General features: G+C 61.0%; 13 protein-coding genes. 7 read left to right on the top strand and 6 right to left on the bottom strand.

Annotated features, from left to right (window positions below; genetic code table 11):
* Nucleotides 1-109: 109 nt before the first annotated feature.
* The 4 genes from WF513_RS16175 to yrfG form a co-directional block, all read right to left on the bottom strand.
* Entirely contained in the window at nucleotides 110-2,431 is a 2,322-nt protein-coding gene (locus WF513_RS16175) for an FdhF/YdeP family oxidoreductase (protein WP_339080426.1), read from the bottom strand.
* The gene (gene fdhD / locus WF513_RS16170) at nucleotides 2,428-3,270 is read right to left on the bottom strand and encodes a formate dehydrogenase accessory sulfurtransferase FdhD (RefSeq protein WP_339080425.1); all 843 of its coding nucleotides are present in this window, start codon (nucleotides 3,268-3,270) and stop codon (nucleotides 2,428-2,430) included. The genes WF513_RS16175 and fdhD overlap by 4 nt, the downstream gene beginning before the upstream one ends.
* Before the next feature lie 106 nt (nucleotides 3,271-3,376).
* Nucleotides 3,377-4,285, bottom strand: coding sequence for a LysR family transcriptional regulator (locus WF513_RS16165; RefSeq protein ID WP_339080424.1), 909 nt, complete (start codon nucleotides 4,283-4,285; stop codon nucleotides 3,377-3,379).
* 40 nt (nucleotides 4,286-4,325) lie between these two features.
* On the bottom strand, nucleotides 4,326-4,988 hold the full coding sequence (gene yrfG / locus WF513_RS16160) for a GMP/IMP nucleotidase (RefSeq protein ID WP_339080423.1): 663 nt from the start codon (nucleotides 4,986-4,988) through the stop codon (nucleotides 4,326-4,328).
* Between the two features lie 132 nt (nucleotides 4,989-5,120).
* On the opposite strand from yrfG, the gene nudE reads away from it, so the two are divergent.
* Entirely contained in the window at nucleotides 5,121-5,687 is a 567-nt protein-coding gene (gene nudE, locus WF513_RS16155; protein WP_339080422.1) for an ADP compounds hydrolase NudE, read from the top strand.
* Nucleotides 5,684-6,505 carry a 3'(2'),5'-bisphosphate nucleotidase CysQ gene (gene cysQ / locus WF513_RS16150; RefSeq protein ID WP_339080421.1) on the top strand — a complete coding sequence of 274 codons (822 nt, stop codon included), beginning with the start codon at nucleotides 5,684-5,686 and terminating at the stop codon, nucleotides 6,503-6,505. The genes nudE and cysQ overlap by 4 nt, the downstream gene beginning before the upstream one ends.
* Before the next feature lie 185 nt (nucleotides 6,506-6,690).
* Here cysQ and WF513_RS16145 read toward each other — a convergent pair whose 3' ends face one another.
* Nucleotides 6,691-8,622 (bottom strand): beta-ketoacyl synthase, encoded by a 1,932-nt coding sequence (locus WF513_RS16145; RefSeq protein ID WP_339080420.1) that lies wholly within the window; start codon nucleotides 8,620-8,622, stop codon nucleotides 6,691-6,693.
* 243 nt (nucleotides 8,623-8,865) lie between these two features.
* Here WF513_RS16145 and WF513_RS16140 point away from each other — a divergent pair, with 243 nt between their 5' ends.
* From WF513_RS16140 to gcvH, 5 genes are all read left to right on the top strand, one after another.
* Entirely contained in the window at nucleotides 8,866-10,515 is a 1,650-nt protein-coding gene (locus WF513_RS16140) for an acyl-CoA synthetase (RefSeq protein ID WP_339080419.1), read from the top strand.
* A 143-nt stretch (nucleotides 10,516-10,658) separates the two neighbouring features.
* Nucleotides 10,659-11,660: an extracellular solute-binding protein gene (locus tag WF513_RS16135; protein ID WP_339080418.1), complete on the top strand. Its 1,002-nt coding sequence runs from the start codon at nucleotides 10,659-10,661 to the stop codon at nucleotides 11,658-11,660.
* Between the two features lie 191 nt (nucleotides 11,661-11,851).
* Nucleotides 11,852-13,468 carry an iron ABC transporter permease gene (locus WF513_RS16130; RefSeq protein ID WP_339080417.1) on the top strand — a complete coding sequence of 539 codons (1,617 nt, stop codon included), beginning with the start codon at nucleotides 11,852-11,854 and terminating at the stop codon, nucleotides 13,466-13,468.
* Nucleotides 13,469-13,637: 169 nt separating this feature from the next.
* Nucleotides 13,638-14,720 (top strand): glycine cleavage system aminomethyltransferase GcvT, encoded by a 1,083-nt coding sequence (gene gcvT, locus WF513_RS16125; RefSeq protein WP_339080416.1) that lies wholly within the window; start codon nucleotides 13,638-13,640, stop codon nucleotides 14,718-14,720.
* Nucleotides 14,721-14,851: 131 nt separating this feature from the next.
* A complete protein-coding gene (gcvH, locus tag WF513_RS16120; RefSeq protein ID WP_339080415.1) occupies nucleotides 14,852-15,241 on the top strand; it encodes a glycine cleavage system protein GcvH in 390 nt (129 codons plus the stop codon).
* Nucleotides 15,242-15,302: 61 nt separating this feature from the next.
* Here the strand turns inward: gcvH and WF513_RS16115 are convergent, their stop codons facing one another.
* Nucleotides 15,303-15,758, bottom strand: coding sequence for an NfeD family protein (locus tag WF513_RS16115; protein ID WP_339080414.1), 456 nt, complete (start codon nucleotides 15,756-15,758; stop codon nucleotides 15,303-15,305).
* Nucleotides 15,759-15,760: the final 2 nt, after the last annotated feature.

The raw sequence follows: 15,760 nt of genomic DNA, 5'->3' as shown, positions 1-15,760 counted from the left end.
AGCCTTTGGTTTTAAAGGATGAAGAGTCCGTACCCACTCTTAGAGCCAATTGCAGGAAAAAATTCCCTGCCGTTGGTCGCTGTTGTGATCGCCGCCACACAACCCGCGATTAAAGAATGCGTGCCTCGGCGTGATGCGCCTGCAGGCGGATCGCTACGTACTTCGAGGTCGGGGTGAAACTGCCCGCACCCACGCTCTGCAGCGGCACTAATGGATTGGCCTCCGGGTAGTAAGCGGCGGCCTGGCCGGCGGGAATATCGAAGGCCAGCAGGGTGAAGCCTAAGACCTTGCGCTCGATACCGTCATCCCAAATGGACTGAATGTCGACCTTCTGCCCTGGCTGGAAACCCAGGCGCAGGATGTCGGCTTCGTTGACGAACAGCACCTGACGCTGGCCCTTGACCCCGCGGTAGCGGTCGTCGAGGCCATAGATGGTGGTGTTGTACTGGTCGTGGGAGCGCAGGGTTTGCAGGATCAGGTCTGGCGTCTGCCCGCTGTTGCGCACCTGCGGTGGCAGCAGGTCGGTGGGCAGTGGGTTGGCCTTGAAGTTGGCCTTCTGGCTCGCGGTCAGCCAGCGCCGTTCGGCAGCGGCGTTGCCCAGGTAGAAGCCACTGGGGTGTTGCAGGCGCTGGTTGAAATCGTTGAAGCCCGGGATTGTTTCGGCAATCAGCTCGCGGATGCGCCGGTAATCGGCAATCAGCGCACCCCACTCAACCGGGTGGTCGCCCAGTGTAGCGTTGGCGATACCCGCGATGATCGCCGGCTCCGAGCGCATCTGCGCCGACAGCGGTTCGAGCTGGCCGTAGGAGGCGTGGACCATGCTGAATGAGTCTTCCACGGTCACGGCCTGCGGGCCGCCGGCCTGCTGGTCGATGTCGGTACGGCCGAGGCACGGCAGAATCAGCGCATCCGTGCCGGTGGTCAGGTGGCTGCGGTTGAGCTTGGTGCTGATCTGCACGGTCAGCGCGCAGCGGCTTAGCGCGGCATGGCTGCGCGGGCTGTCCGGGGTGGCCTGAGCGAAGTTGCCGCCCAGGCCGATAAACACTTTGGCGTTACCGTCGAGCATGGCGTTGATCGCCTCGACGGTGTTGTGGCCCTGCGCGCGCGGTACCTGGAACTGAAAGCGCTTTTCTAATGCATCGAGAAACGCCGCTGCTGGGCGCTCATTGATGCCCATGGTGCGGTCGCCCTGCACGTTGCTATGCCCACGCACCGGGCACAGGCCGGCGCCCGGCTTGCCGAGGTTGCCGCGCAGCAGCTGCAGGTTGACGATTTCCTGAATGGTCGCCACCGAGTTGTGGTGCTGGGTAATGCCCATGGCCCAGCAGATGATCACCCGTTCGGCGCGCCGGTAGAGCAGGGCAGCATGTTGCAAGTCATCCAGGCTCAGGCCGGATTGTTCGACCAGCGACGCCCAGCTGCTGGCATCCAGCAGTGCCAGGTAGTCATCTACGCCGCCGGTGTGTTCAGCAATAAACGCCAGGTCGAACACCGCCGGCTCGCCTTTGGCCAGCGCTTCGCGGTGCCATTGCAGAAGAAACTTGGCCATGCCGCGCAGCGCTGCCAAGTCGCCGCCCAAGGCGGGGCGGAAGAACGCGGTGTTCAATGGCTCGGAGCCGTTGGTGAGCATTTCCAGCGCATGCTGCGGATGCTGGAAACGTTCCAGGCCGCGCTCTTTTAGCGGGTTGAAACACACCACCTGTGCGCCGCGTTTGACCGCTTCGCTCAGTGGTTCGAGCATGCGCGGATGGTTGGTGCCGGGGTTTTGCCCGAGCACGAAGATCGCATCGCTGTGCGCAAAGTCGGCGAAGGTCACGCTACCTTTACCGGTGCCGATGCTCTGGCCGAGGGCCACGCCGCTGGCCTCGTGACACATGTTTGAGCAGTCAGGGAAGTTGTTGCTGCCAAAGGCGCGCACAAACAGCTGATACAGATAAGCCGCTTCATTGCTGGCCCGGCCGGAGGTGTAGAACTCCGCTTGATTGGGGCTTTCCAGCTGTTTCAGGTGCTCGGCTATCAGGGCAAAGGCGGCGTCCCAACTGATCGGCTGGTAGTGATCGCTGGCGGCGTCATAGCGCATGGGTTCGGTCAGGCGGCCCTGGTATTCCAGCCAGTAATCGCTCTGCTCACGCAGCTGGCTGACGCTGTAACGGGCGAAGAAGGCGGCATCCACCCGGCGTTTGGTGGCTTCCCAATTAACCGCTTTGGCGCCGTTCTCACAGAACTTGATGTGGCCGTCTTCCGGCGAGTCGCCCCAGGCGCAGCCTGGGCAGTCAAAGCCGCCATGCTGATTCGTCTTGAGCAGGGCGCGCAGGTTTTTGAACGGCTGCTTACTGTCCAGCCAGAAGTGCGTAACGCTGCGCAGCGCACCCCAGCCAGCGGCGGCGCTTTGGTAGGGTTGGTAGCGCGGTTTGATTGGTTGCAGGCTCATGGTTGGGTAGCTCCGGGTGCGGCCGGGCTGTACACCCGTGGTGCGCTCTGCTGGGGAATATGGATCAGATTGAGGTTGTGCTGGCGTGCCCATTGCACGCTCAGGCTGGTCGGTGCCGACAGGCTGACCAGGGTGCCGATACCGGCGCGCAGCGCCTTGTGGATCAGCTCCAGGCTGCAACGGCTGGTGACTACGGCAAAGCCCAGGCGCAGGTCTTCACTGTCGCGGTGCAGTGCGCCGAGTAGCTTGTCGAGCGCGTTATGCCGGCCGATGTCTTCGCGGCACAGGCGGATCTGTCCCTGGCCATCGACAAACAGCGCGGCATGCACCGCACCACTGTGGCGAGCCATGGTTTGTTTGGCTTGAATGCGTGCGCGTAAGCCTTGCAAGTGAGCGGCTGCCGGCAGTGGGCTGGGCATCAGGCTCTGCAGCTGCGGCAGCGCTTGTGCCAATGCCTCGACCCCGCACAGGCCGCAGCCGCTGTTACCGGTCAGCGTGCGCCGCTGCTGCTTGAGTGCCCAGAAGGCGCGGTTGCTGACCTGTACGTCGGCACTGATGGCGCTGTCATGCTGCTGGAGGCTGATGTCGTAGATCTCATCGAAGCGGTCGATCAGGCCGGCGCTCAGGCTGAAGCCGTAGATAAAGTCTTCTAGGTCGCTGGGCGAAACCATCATCACGCTGTGGCTGATGCCGTTATAGCTGATCGCCAGAGCGGTTTCGCTGGCCAGCGCGGCTGCCCCGCTTTGCTGGTCGGTAGCCAGCTCAGCAAAGCTGTAGGTGGGTGCTGGTAGTAATGTCGGCGCGCTGGGTGGCGGGCTGGTGGGCGCGTGGCGTGACATGGACAAGACTTCCCGGCGATTACGTGGTCTTGCCAGCCTAGGCCGCTCTATCAGGGGCGTCTAATTGCTGTTAACGATCTTTTGATCGATGTGCTCTATCAAGGCGTCAAGCGTGAGCCTTGCAGCCCGCCGTGCCGGGAAAAAGCTTATGCGCTTCGGCAAAGCAGGCTTCGGCCAGGGCTGAGCGCGGCGCGCTGCGGCGCAAAATCAAGCCCAGTGGCGCGCGGATGTGCGCATCCTCAATCGGCGTCAGCGCCAGGTGCTCGGTGAACTCCGCTAAGCCGCCGTTGAGCGGCATGATCGCGCAACACAAGCCTGCGCTGACGGCTTGTAACAGTTGATGCACGGCATCGGTTTCCAGCCGTGGGCTGGGCGTCAGGCCACGGGAGCGAAAGCTGTGGTCGATGGATTGGCGAAAATGCATGCCCGCCGAGAGCAATCCCAGCGGCAGTTCGATCAGGCTTTCCCAGCGCAGCGCCGGGCCGGTGAACTGGAAGTGCCGACGGTCATACAACAGGCCCATGGAGGTTTGCGCCAGCTCTAAACTGTCGAAATGCTCAGGGTTGAGGCGGTCGAGGTACGACAGGCCAAGGTCGAGCTGATTGCGCCCGAGGCGTTCAAGGATCTCCTCGCTGCTCAGGGCAAACAGCTGAAAACGCAGGCCGGGATGTTGCTCCGCGAAAAACTGCACCAAGCGCATCGGGTCGAAGCCCGCCAACGGCACCACGCCCAAGCGCAGGGTGCCGACCAGCTGCCCACGGCAGGCGGCTGCTTCGGCGTACAGGCCATCATGCGCGGCCATCACACTGCGGGCCCAGGCCAGAATGCGCTCGCCCTCGGCGCTGAAACCCTCGAAGCGCTGGCCACGGTGCACCAACTGCAGGCCCAACTCATCTTCCAGTTGGCGTATGCGCATGGATAACGTCGGCTGGGTGATATGGCAGCGCGCGGCGGCCTGGCCGAAATGCCGGGTTTCATCTAAAGCGATGAGGAACTTCAGCTGTTTGATATCCATAAAGCATCCTCAATGTCCTTGGGCGGCACGCTGTTTGAGGCTACAGCCCCTGCAGCAGGGCGTGGTAATCCTCAACGGCGGCAAACTCTTCGGTGTCTTTCGGCGCGGCCTGGCTGTCGGGCTGATGCACGGCGAGCAGGTGGCCGATACCAAAACGTCCAGCGCTGCGCAAAATGGGCAGGCTGTCATCAATAAACAGGCTGCGCGCCGGCGTGAAGGTGATGTCGAGTTGCAGGGCATGCCAGAACTGCTGATCTTCCTTGGGGAAGCCGTAGTCGTGGGAGCTGATCAGGCGGTCGAAATAGGGCACCAGCTCAATGCGCTCCAGCTTTAGCGACAGCGAGTCGCGGTGCGCATTGGTAATCAGCACTACCTGTTTACCTGCCGCGCGCAGAGCCTGGATAAAGGTGTCGGCGTCCGGGCGCAGGGCGATCAGGTGCGCAACTTCGCGCTTAAGGTCGCGGATCGACAGGTTGAGTTCGCGGCTCCAAAAATCTGTGCAGTACCAGTTAAGAGTGCCGGCGTGCTCACGGAACAGCGGCAGCAATTCGGCGTCAGCCAGCGCGCGGCTGATGCCGTGGTGCTCGGCGTAGCGCTGCGGCAAGTGCTGCAACCAGAAGTGGTTGTCGAAGTGCAGATCGAGCAGGGTGCCGTCCATATCCAGCAGGACGGTGTCGATGGCGTTCCAAGGCAAGGCGGGCATGCGAACTCTTTGGGCTGGTGCGCAGGCTATGGCGATTTGCGCTTGTGGCGTCGAGGTCGCGCAATCTCCTGGGCAGATAATCGGACAAGCCGCGTTATGATAACCCGCTATGCCCTGCCCAGGAGCCGCCTCATGCGCCAGAAACCTACCGTACTCGCCCGCGAAATTGTTGCCAGCAGCCGTCTGTTCCGGGTTGAGGAGTTGCAGCTGAGGTTCAGTAATGGCGTTGAGCGCACCTATGAGCGGCTGGCGGGCAAAGGCGCAGGCTATGGCGCGGTGATGGTGGTGGCGATGGCGGATGCCGAGCACGCCTTGCTGGTGGAGGAATACTGCGGCGGCACCGATGATTATCAGCTGTCGCTGCCCAAGGGGCTGATCGAGCCGGGTGAGGATGTGTTGGCGGCGGCGAACCGTGAGCTGAAGGAAGAAGCCGGCTTTGGCGCGCGGCATCTTGAGCATCTGGCTGAGCTAAGCCTGTCGCCGGGTTACATGAGCCAGAAAATTCAGGTGGTGCTGGCTCAAGACCTTTACGAAGAACGCCTGCCTGGCGATGAGCCAGAACCGATGCGTGTCGATAAAGCCAACCTGCGCGAACTGCTGAGCCTGATCCAACAGCCACAATTCACCGAAGGCCGTGCCCTGGCCGCGCTGTATTTGGTTCGCGATGTGTTGACTCAGCGTGGAGAATTTAAACCGTGAGCCACCCCCTGATTCCTGCAGTGATCGAGTTGGTGCGTCTGGCCGGTGCCGCCATCCTGCCGCACTGGCGCGCCAACGTGACGGTCAATGAGAAAGCCGATGCCTCGCCAGTGACCGCTGCCGATATGGCTGCGCACCACCTTCTTAATGATGGCCTGCTGGCCTTGGCCCCTGATATCCCGGTGCTTTCCGAGGAAGCCGCGGATATCGCCCTGAGCGTGCGTGCGCAGTGGCAGCGCTGGTGGCTGGTTGACCCGCTGGATGGCACCAAGGAGTTTATTGCCGGCAGCGAGGAATTCACCGTCAACGTCGCGCTGATCGAAAACGGTCGCGTGGTGTTCGGCGTGGTCGGCATTCCAGCCAGCGGCCAGTGCTATTACGGCGGCGCTGGTCTGGGCGCTTGGCGCGCTGATGCGGCAGGTGTCAGCGAGGCGATCAGCGTGCGGTTGGCCCCGCAGGAAGCGTTTACATTGGTGGCCAGCCGTCGTCATTCCAGCCCTGCACAAGAAGCCTTGCTGGCAGGTTTGAGCGAGCGCTTTGGTGATCTGCAACTAGCCAGCGTCGGCAGCTCACTGAAATTCTGCCTGCTCGCCGAAGGCAATGCCGACTGCTACCCGCGCTTAGCCCCGACCTCGCAGTGGGACACTGCCGCGGCGCAAGGCGTGCTGGAAGGTGCGGGCGGTGAGGTGCTGACGTTGCAGGGCGAGGTGCTGACCTATGAGGCGCGTGAGTCGCTGCTTAATCCGTACTTTTTGGCCCTGCCGGCTGCAGCCGCTTGGCGAGCGGAGCTGATCCAGTTGGCCCGTGCCTTGGATTGAGGGATGAGCCTGCCGTGACCTGGCTGGCTCCGTCGCGGTTAAAGCCCCTGCCACCGATCTGTGTGCAGGGCAGCATCATGCCCGTAGCCCGGATGTAATCCGGGTAAAAGACCAAAGAAACCCGGATTGCATCCGGGCTACCGCAGTAGGGTGGATGTCGGTGTGTATATCCACCGGCCACTTACTCAGCCGAGCATATCGCTGTAGCGCGCATCCTTTTTGAACACCAGCGGCTGGGCGAAGCCTGGAACCTTTATGTGCTCGGGGCTGATTTCGATCTGCTGATCGTCGATCAGGTCGTGGCCGAAGTTGTAGATGATCCCCAAGTGTCCCAAGAGCGCCTGTGCATCGTAAGCCTGCGCCGCTGCGCGGGTGGTTTCGCGGCGTGCTTGGTAGGCGGCAAACGCTGTTTCGCCATGACGCTTGCGCAGCATGCGCTCAGCCACATGCGGGGCCAGCAGCAAGGCGCTGGCGTTGTTGCCGCCAAAGCCTTTGGAGTTAATCACGCACATATCCAGCTGCTCGGGTGCGCGGCAGCGGTCGGCGGTGGTAAAGCTCAGGTGCTGTTGGTGGACGTCATCGGCCACGGCATCGATGGTTTTAATCCCCGGAATAATGCCGTACTTAAAACTGCCCAAGGCTGAGATCACTTGATCGCCACTGGCGGTGGCCAGCGAGTGGCCGACAAAGGCTTTCACCGCCGTCACCGGCCATTGTTCGATGGCGAAGACGCCAGCAATACGGTCGAGAATGGCTGATTCGGTAATCCGGTTAGCCGGGGTGCTGGAGCCATGCGCGTGGACGAAACTGCGTTCACGCACCGCATCAATACCGAGCAACTGCACCGCACTGGCCACAGCCTTGGCCACGGTCAGGTAATTGCCGGGGCCGGGGGCAGAAATGGATTTCTTAAAGCCGTCCGCGTTGATAAATACATCCGGCACGGCGCCGTGAATGTCGGCGCCCAGCTCTAGCGCCAACGCGTCATCCATCAGCACCACGAACTGGCAGGCTTCCGCCAAGGTAAAGCCGCAGTTTTCGCCAAACGGGCGGCTGGCGCGACGCCAGTCTACCTCGCTCTCGCTCTGGGCCCCCTCGTTTTTGCTTTGGATCTGTCGCAGGCCGTCCTCGGTGGCGAGCGCGCCCATGGCGCCATAACCCTCGATGCATTCCTGATTGATCGGCGCTTCGCTGTTGCCAACGATGACCACTCGCGCCTTGCCGCTGGCAATCAGTTCGGTGCCTTTCTGCAGGTTATAGAGGAAGGTGGCACAGGCGCCTGTGATGCTGCCAGTGGTGCCGACGCTGCCCAGTACATAAGCGTTGATAAAGTCCGCCGGCATGGTATTCAGGCCCAGGGCCAACTGCTTGGCGGTGACGCGGCCGCCTTTGAGGCGCGACTGCATCAGGCCGCCGAAGCCGTTTTCGTCGAGCTGACTCATGATGCTGCCGGCGAACACCGCGACTTCGTCCGGGGCTACGTGCTGCATGATGGTCTGCCACTCGATGCCGGTGGCGCGCAATGCGTCGGTAACGCCGACGATGGTCATGGCCAGGCCGCGCGGGTGGAAACGGGCGTTGTACAGCTCGCTCGGCTCAAAGCCGGTGGGCAGTTGCCCGGCGGATTTCACCGGCAGGGCGCGGTAGCTATCGACCTTAAACTCGCAGTTGTCATGCAGGGTCACGAGCACTTCAGTGGCGTTTAATTCGTCCACCGCCCAGTCCGATGGCAGCGGGTCGGGCAGGTGCTTGCGCAGGGTGATAAAGCTCAGCGGCTGGCCAGCGGTGGCGCTGATGTCGATGGTTTTTTGCCAATGCGCCGCATCCGGGTCTAGGTGCTGTTTCTCGATGCGACGCACCAGGGTCGAGGCGAGAATCTGCTCGGCGAAGCGGCTGTCGATCTCATTCAGGCTGAGGCTGTTGCCTTCGCTGTCCTGGTGCGCGCCATCGACCACTTTCACCAGCTTCATCATTACCGCAAGGCCAGCGAGGGTTTGCTGACGTGTGGTGATGTCCATGGACTCAATCACGGTGCGGCGGAAGCCGTGGTGAAAAGAGCTGCGCCCGGCCGCGTTATAGCCACCAAAACCAACGATCACAGGTAAGCGTGAGGTCACTCGATAACTCCTTGAAAAGATGACGCCCGGCACGCGCAGATAAAACGATGGCAGCGTGCCAAGGTAGCTGGAGCGCTCTGCGGCGGGAGTTGCGTCTCGGTCAGGCGCTCAGCATGGCTGTGCAGGTGCCTATGCTGACGTGGTTACTGACCCGTGAGTCACGGTTTCGACCAAGGTAGAGCATCGCCAAAACCCTACCACTGCTATGGTTTCTCCAGCCCAAGGTCCTGCCGGAGAATAACCATGCACAGCGTCAACCCTTACGAATACGGTATGCCGCGCGATGCGGCGAATTTTCAGGCATTGAGCCCGCTGGGGTTTATCGAGCGCGCCGCCAGTGTCTACCCACAGCGCCTGGCATTGATCAACGGTAGCCTGCGCCAGACCTGGGGCGAAACCTACACTCGGAGTATTCGTCTGGCCTCGGCGCTGGCCCAGCGCGGCATCGGCGTGGGCGATACGGTGGCGGTGATCGCCCCCAACGGCCCGGCGATGTTTGAGGCGCATTTTGGCGTGCCGATGTGCGGTGCGGTGCTGAATGCCATCAACACCCGTCTGGATGCTGAAGCCATCGCCTTTATCCTGCAGCACGGTGAAGCCAAGGTGCTGCTGGTGGACAAGGAGTTTGGTGAACTGGCCCAGCGTGTGGTCGGGCACCTGCCGCAACCGCCCCTCGTCGTTGGCATTGATGATGTGGAGTACCGCGACGGTCTGCTAATTGGCCAGTTGGATTACGAGGCGTTACTGGCCGAGGGTGATGCTGATTACGCCTGGCAAATGCCGGCAGATGAGTGGCAGGCGATCTCCCTCAACTACACCTCCGGCACCACCGGCAACCCCAAGGGCGTGGTCTATCACCACCGTGGCGCGCACCTGAATGCCCTGTCGAATGCCATGTGCTGGGACATGAGCCGTTTCCCGGTGTACCTGTGGACGCTGCCGATGTTCCATTGCAACGGCTGGTGCTTCCCTTGGGCGTTGGCGGCCTATGTAGGCGTCAATGTATGCCTGCGCCATGTGCGCGCCGAGGCTATCTATCCGGCCATTGCTGAGCATGGTGTCGACCACTTTTGCGGTGCGCCGATTGTGCTGAATATGCTGGCCAACGCCTGTGATGAGTTAAAAGTACTGAAGACTCGGCCAGTCAAGGTACTCACTGCCGGCGCCGCGCCTCCGGCCGCAGTGATTGAGGCCATGGAAGCACTGGAGTTTCGCGTCACCCACGTTTACGGCCTGACCGAAACCTACGGCCCTAGCGTTGCCTGTGAATGGAAGAATGAGTGGGACGGCGAAACTGCAGAGCAGCGCGCCCGGCTGAAATCCCGTCAGGGCGTGCGTGCCCCTTTACTCGACGGTTTAATGGTGGCTAACCCAGACACCCTGCAGCCGGTGCCGAAAGACGGCCAGACCATCGGCGAAATCATGATGCGCGGTAACGTGGTGATGAAAGGCTACCTGAAAAACCCTTCGGCCACGGCTGAAGCCTTCGCTGGTGGCTGGTTCCATTCCGGCGACCTGGCGGTCTGGCATGCCGACGGTTATGTGGAGATCAAAGATCGCAGCAAGGACATCATCATTTCTGGCGGCGAGAATATTTCCTCCATCGAGGTGGAAGATGTCTTGTATCGGCATCCGTTGATTTTGGAAGCCGCCGTGGTGGCCATGGCCCATGCCAAATGGGGTGAAACGCCGTGCGCCTTCGTCACCCTCAAGCCGGGTGCCGAACTGAATGCCGAGGAGGTGATCGCCTTCTGCCAGCAGCGCCTGGCGCGCTTCAAGGTGCCGGGCTGCGTGGTGTTTACCAGCTTGCCAAAAACCAGCACCGGCAAGGTGCAGAAGTTTGTCTTGCGTGAGCAAGCCAAGGCATTGGCCGATCAGCAGGCGGTCGCTTGAGCAGCTAACGTGCTTCAATTCACCCGGCCAAACGAGAGTTGATGATGCTTGTTACAGGTTTAGACGAATAACGTGTTGAGAAACTAAATGCAATTCAATACTATTTGGCATCTCAACTCGTCTAAACCCATGAGGCAGTCTCCATGCAGGTAAGTAAGCGTCTGTTAGCCGCACTTTCTCTCACCGCGTTGGCCGGCGCGGTTCAGGCCGCTGATGAAGTGGTGGTTTACTCCGCGCGCATCGATGAGCTGATCAAGCCAGTTTTTGATGCCTACACCGCTAAAACCGGTGTCGAAGTGAAGTTTATTACCGACAAAGAAGCGCCGCTGCTGGCGCGTCTGCAAGCCGAGGGGGAGAACACGCCTGCCGATATGCTGATTACGGTGGATGCCGGCAACCTCTGGCAGGCCGAGCAGCAAGGTGTGCTTAAGCCGCTCAAGTCGGCTGTTATCGACGCCAATATCCCTGCGCAGTACCGCTCTAGCACCGGCAGCTGGACAGGCTTGTCACTGCGTGCGCGGACAATTTTTTACTCCACCGAGCGGGTCGAGCCGAGCGAGTTGTCCACCTACGAAGCACTGGCGGATAAAAACTGGGAAGGCCGTCTGTGCCTGCGCACCAGCAAGAAGGTTTATAACCAGTCGCTGACCGCCACGCTGATCGAAATCCATGGCGCGGCTAAAACCGAAGAAATTATCAAGGGCTGGGTAAGCAACCTGGCCACTGACGTCTTCGCTGATGACACGGCGTTGCTGCAAGCCATCGATGCCGGTCAATGCGATGTGGGCATTACCAACACTTATTACTTCGGGCGCCTGCAGCAGCAGCAACCAGGCCTGAAAGTGAAGCCCTACTGGCCCAACCAGAATGACCGCGGGGTGCACGTCAACTTGGCCGGTGCTGGCGTCACTAAGTACGCACCGAACGCCGAGGCGGCGCAAAAGCTGCTGGAGTGGATGACCAGCGAAGAAGCTCAGGCGCTGTTTGCCGGTCTTAACCAAGAGTTCCCGGCCAATCCGAAGGTCCCGGCGTCCAAAGAAGTGCAGGCATGGGGCACCTTTAAGGCCGATGCCATCCCGGTTGAAGTGGCCGGTAAGCGTCAGGCTGAAGCCATCATGCTGATGGACCGCGCGGGTTGGAACTGATCGGCATTCGAAGAGTGGGTTGAGGCGCACCGCGTCGATACCCATCGTTGCCGGATGGTATCGCGGCGCGTAACCCATCCCATGCAGTTACGCGCCGCAACCGGCCCTGCAACTGCCGTTATACTCGACGCCCCGGCCTAGCCCGGGGCGTTGTGTTTTAACTGTTGAGCACACTGTTTCGAGGATTTTGCGTGGCCCATCCTGCCCAGCGCCGCTGGTACCCCATCGCCTTTGCCGTCGCCTTGTTGGTGTTGCTGCCGCTGAGCGTGTTGCTGTTCAGTTGGCATGAGATCGACCAGCAAATCTGGGCGCACTTATGGCAAACCCAGCTGCCGCGTTTACTCGGTAATACCTTGGTGTTGGTGCTGGGTGTGGGCGTTGGGGTGACGCTGCTGGGCGTAAGCCTGGCGTGGCTGACCAGCCTCTGCGAGTTCCCCGGGCGGCGCTGGCTGGATTGGGCGCTGATGCTGCCGTTTGCCATCCCGGCCTATGTGCTGGCGTTTGTGTTTGTAGGTCTGTTGGATTTTGCCGGCCCGCTGCAAACGCTGCTGCGCGAATGGTTCGGCAGCGGTGTACGTTTCCCGCGGGTGCGCTCCACCGGCGGGGTGATCATCGTCTTGGTATTGGTGTTCTACCCCTACGTTTACCTGTTGGCCCGTAATGCCTTTCTGGCCCAAGGCAAAGGCTTGATGGAGGCTGCGCGGGTGTTGGGCTTAAGCCCTTGGCGGGCCTTTTGGCGGGTCGCGCTGCCCATGGCACGCCCGGCGATTGGTGCAGGCTTAGCCCTAGCAATCATGGAAACCTTGGCGGATTTTGGCGCCGTGTCGGTGTTTAATTTCGATACTTTCACCACCGCTATTTATAAGACGTGGTACGGCTTTTACAGCCTGACCAGCGCCACTCAGCTGGCCAGCCTGTTGCTGCTGGCCGTGATGGTGGTGTTGTACGGCGAACGGCGTGCCCGCGGCGCCGTTCGCCCCGCCAATGAACGGCCGCGCGGCAAGGCGCTGTATCACTTGCGCGGCGGCAAAGCGCTGGCCGCCAGCATGTGGTGCGGGCTGGTGTTCGCCTGTGGTTTTGTCATCCCGGTGCTGCAGTTGATCGTTTGGTTTTGGCAGCGGGGTCGTTTTGATCTGGATGAACGTTACAGCGCGTTGATTCTGCACACGCTCTATCTGGGTGCGATGGCCGCGTTGATTACGGTCAGCGTGGCGCTGTTGCTGGCCTTTGCCCGGCGCATGGCACCGACTCGGCTGATGCGTTCAACCGTGGGCTTGGCCAATTTGGGTTATGCCTTGCCAGGTTCGATGTTGGCAGTGGCGATCATGCTGGCCTTCAGTTATCTCGATCGCGAACTGGTAATCCCGTTATCCAGCTGGCTCGGCGGCGCGGGAAAACCGGTGTTGCTGGGCAGTCTCTCGGCGCTGCTGTTGGCTTACATGATTCGCTTTATGGCAGTCGCCTACGGCCCGTTGGAAAACAGCTTGGCGCGGATTCGGCCATCACTGCCTGAGGCTTCGCGCAGCCTAGGAGTGGGTGGAGTCGGCCTGTTCTTTAAGGTGTACCTGCCCTTGCTGGTGCCGGGAGCGCTATCGGCGGCCCTGTTGGTGTTCGTCGATGTGCTCAAGGAAATGCCCGCCACTTTGCTGATGCGCCCGTTCGGCTGGGACACGCTGTCGGTACGCGTGTTTGAAATGACCAGTGAAGGCGAATGGGCGCGTGCCGCGCTGCCGGCCCTGACATTGGTGATGGTGGGGCTGTTGCCGGTGATTCTGCTGATCCGCCGTTCAGCGCGTCGCGTGGGTTAATCCGACCGGCTGAATGCGACCCGCTGCCGTGTTGGGATGACCGCCCTCAGCGTTGCGGCTACAATGCGCGCCATTCGCAGCGGCCCAGCACGTTATAGCCCGTGTTTGCAGCCTTTTTATCGGCTCAAGCGGGTTGCCGCTGCACTGCCCAGCCCGCAAGGAGACACTCATGGGACAGCGCACACCGCTCTACGACTTGCACCTCGCGTTAGGTGCCAAGATGGTCGACTTCGGCGGTTGGGACATGCCGTTGCACTATGGCTCGCAGGTCGAGGAGCACCACGAGGTACGTCGCGACTGCGGAGTGTTCGATGTGTCGCATATGACCGTGGTGGATGTCAGCGGCACTCAGGCCAAGGCCTTCTTACAGCACCTGCTGGCCAACGACATCGAGCGTCTGCAGAGCATCGGCAAAGCACTTTACAGCGCCATGCTCAATGAGCAGGGCGGGGTGGTGGATGATTTGCTCGTTTACCTGCTGGACGCAGGCTACCGCTTGGTCACCAACGCCTCAACCCGTGACAAAGACTTGGCCTGGATGCGCCTGCAAAGCGCCGGTTTCGATGTGCAGCTGCAAGAGCGCAGCGAGCTGGCCATGCTGGCCATTCAAGGGCCGCATGCGCGCAGCAAGACGGCTGAGCTGGTTAGCGCGTCCCGCGCCAGCTTAATCAAGAGCCTCAAGCCCTTTGAGGGCCAGCCGGATGGGGACTGGTTTATCGCCCGCACCGGTTACACCGGTGAAGATGGACTGGAAATTATCTTGCCAGCTGGCGAAGTAGTGGCCTTCCTCAATGACTTGGTGGGCGCAGGTATTTCCCCTATTGGCCTCGGCGCGCGCGACACCCTGCGCCTGGAAGCCGGCCTGAATTTGTACGGCCAAGACATGGACGAAAGCGTGACGCCGTTGGTGGCGAACATCGCATGGAGCATCGCGTGGGAGCCCGCCAGCCGTGTGTTCGTTGGGCGCAGCGCTCTGCGCAAGCAACAGGTCGACGGCATCCATGCCAAGCTGGTTGGGCTGGTATTGGAGGAGCGCGGAGTATTGCGCGCGCATCAGGTGGTGCGGGTTGAAGGGGTGGGTGAAGGCGAGATCACCAGTGGCAGCTTTTCCCCGACCTTGGGCAAATCGATTGCCTTGGCGAGGGTGCCCGCGGCGACCAGTGAACGAGCCGAAGTGGAAATTCGTGGTAAGTGGTACCCGGTACGCGTGGTTAAACCGACCTTTGTGCGTAACGGCAAGGCGATGATCTGAGCATGCTTTGGTCGAGTGCGTTCGGTGTTGAGTCAGGCGCCAGGTTTTAAAAGACTTTCTTTCGGCATGGCCAAGGCCTGCTAAATTTCTATGACGGCGCGGTCGCCGTCATGCCAGATGAGGAACGACACATGAGCAATATCCCCGCCGATCTGCGTTACGCCGCTAGCCACGAGTGGGCGCGTCTGGAAGCTGATGGCAGCGTTACCGTCGGTATTTCTGACCACGCTCAGGAAGCCCTAGGCGATGTAGTGTTTATCGAGTTGCCTGAAGTCGGTAAAGCGCTGAATGCCGGTCAGGAAGCGGGCGTGGTGGAGTCGGTTAAGGCTGCGTCTGACATCTATTCGCCGATCTCGGGTGAGGTGATTGCAATCAACGATGGCTTGGCAGACAGCCCAGAAAGCGTGAACAGCGACCCTTACGGCAGCTGGTTCTTCAAGCTGCAGCCAAGCAACAGCGGTGAGCTGGATAAGCTGCTCGACGCAGCTGCTTACAAGGCCACCGCCGACAGCGACGCCTAACGCTCAGCGCTAAACAACAAAGCCCCGCAGTGCGGGGCTTTGTTGTTTATACCGCGTGGGCTCAGTCTGGTTGCACCGCGACTACTTGCAGTAGCACGCCATCGCGGCCGACCACGCGCACCGGCGTACCCGCTGGCAGGTCGTCGCCAACCACCAGCCATAAAGTGTCGCCCGCTTTTATTTTGCCGCGCCCAGCACTGATGGCGTCATGCAGTACGAAGGTGCGGCCAACGAACTCACTGCCGCGCTGGTTCAGCCCCGGTTGATCCGAAGGCTTAGCGGCGCTGCGCTGACGGTGCCACCAGAACACCGCCGTGAGGATCGAGAACAGACCGAACAGGACGAACTGCAAGGCCCACGGCATCTCAGGGAAGATAAACGTCAGTAAGCCAACGCTGGCAGCCGCTAGGCCGATCCACAGCAAGTAACCGCCAAGGCCGAACACTTCGAGGATCAGCAAGAAAGTGCCGAAGGCCAGCCAGTTCCAGTACGACAGGTGCTGTAAAAAGTCCCACATGG

The organism is Pseudomonas sp. TMP9 (assembly GCF_037943105.1).
In the GTDB taxonomy this organism is placed as follows: domain Bacteria; phylum Pseudomonadota; class Gammaproteobacteria; order Pseudomonadales; family Pseudomonadaceae; genus Aquipseudomonas.
The sequence above is the reverse complement of the archived record's forward strand: the minus strand, read 5'-3'. Positions and strand labels throughout refer to the sequence as shown.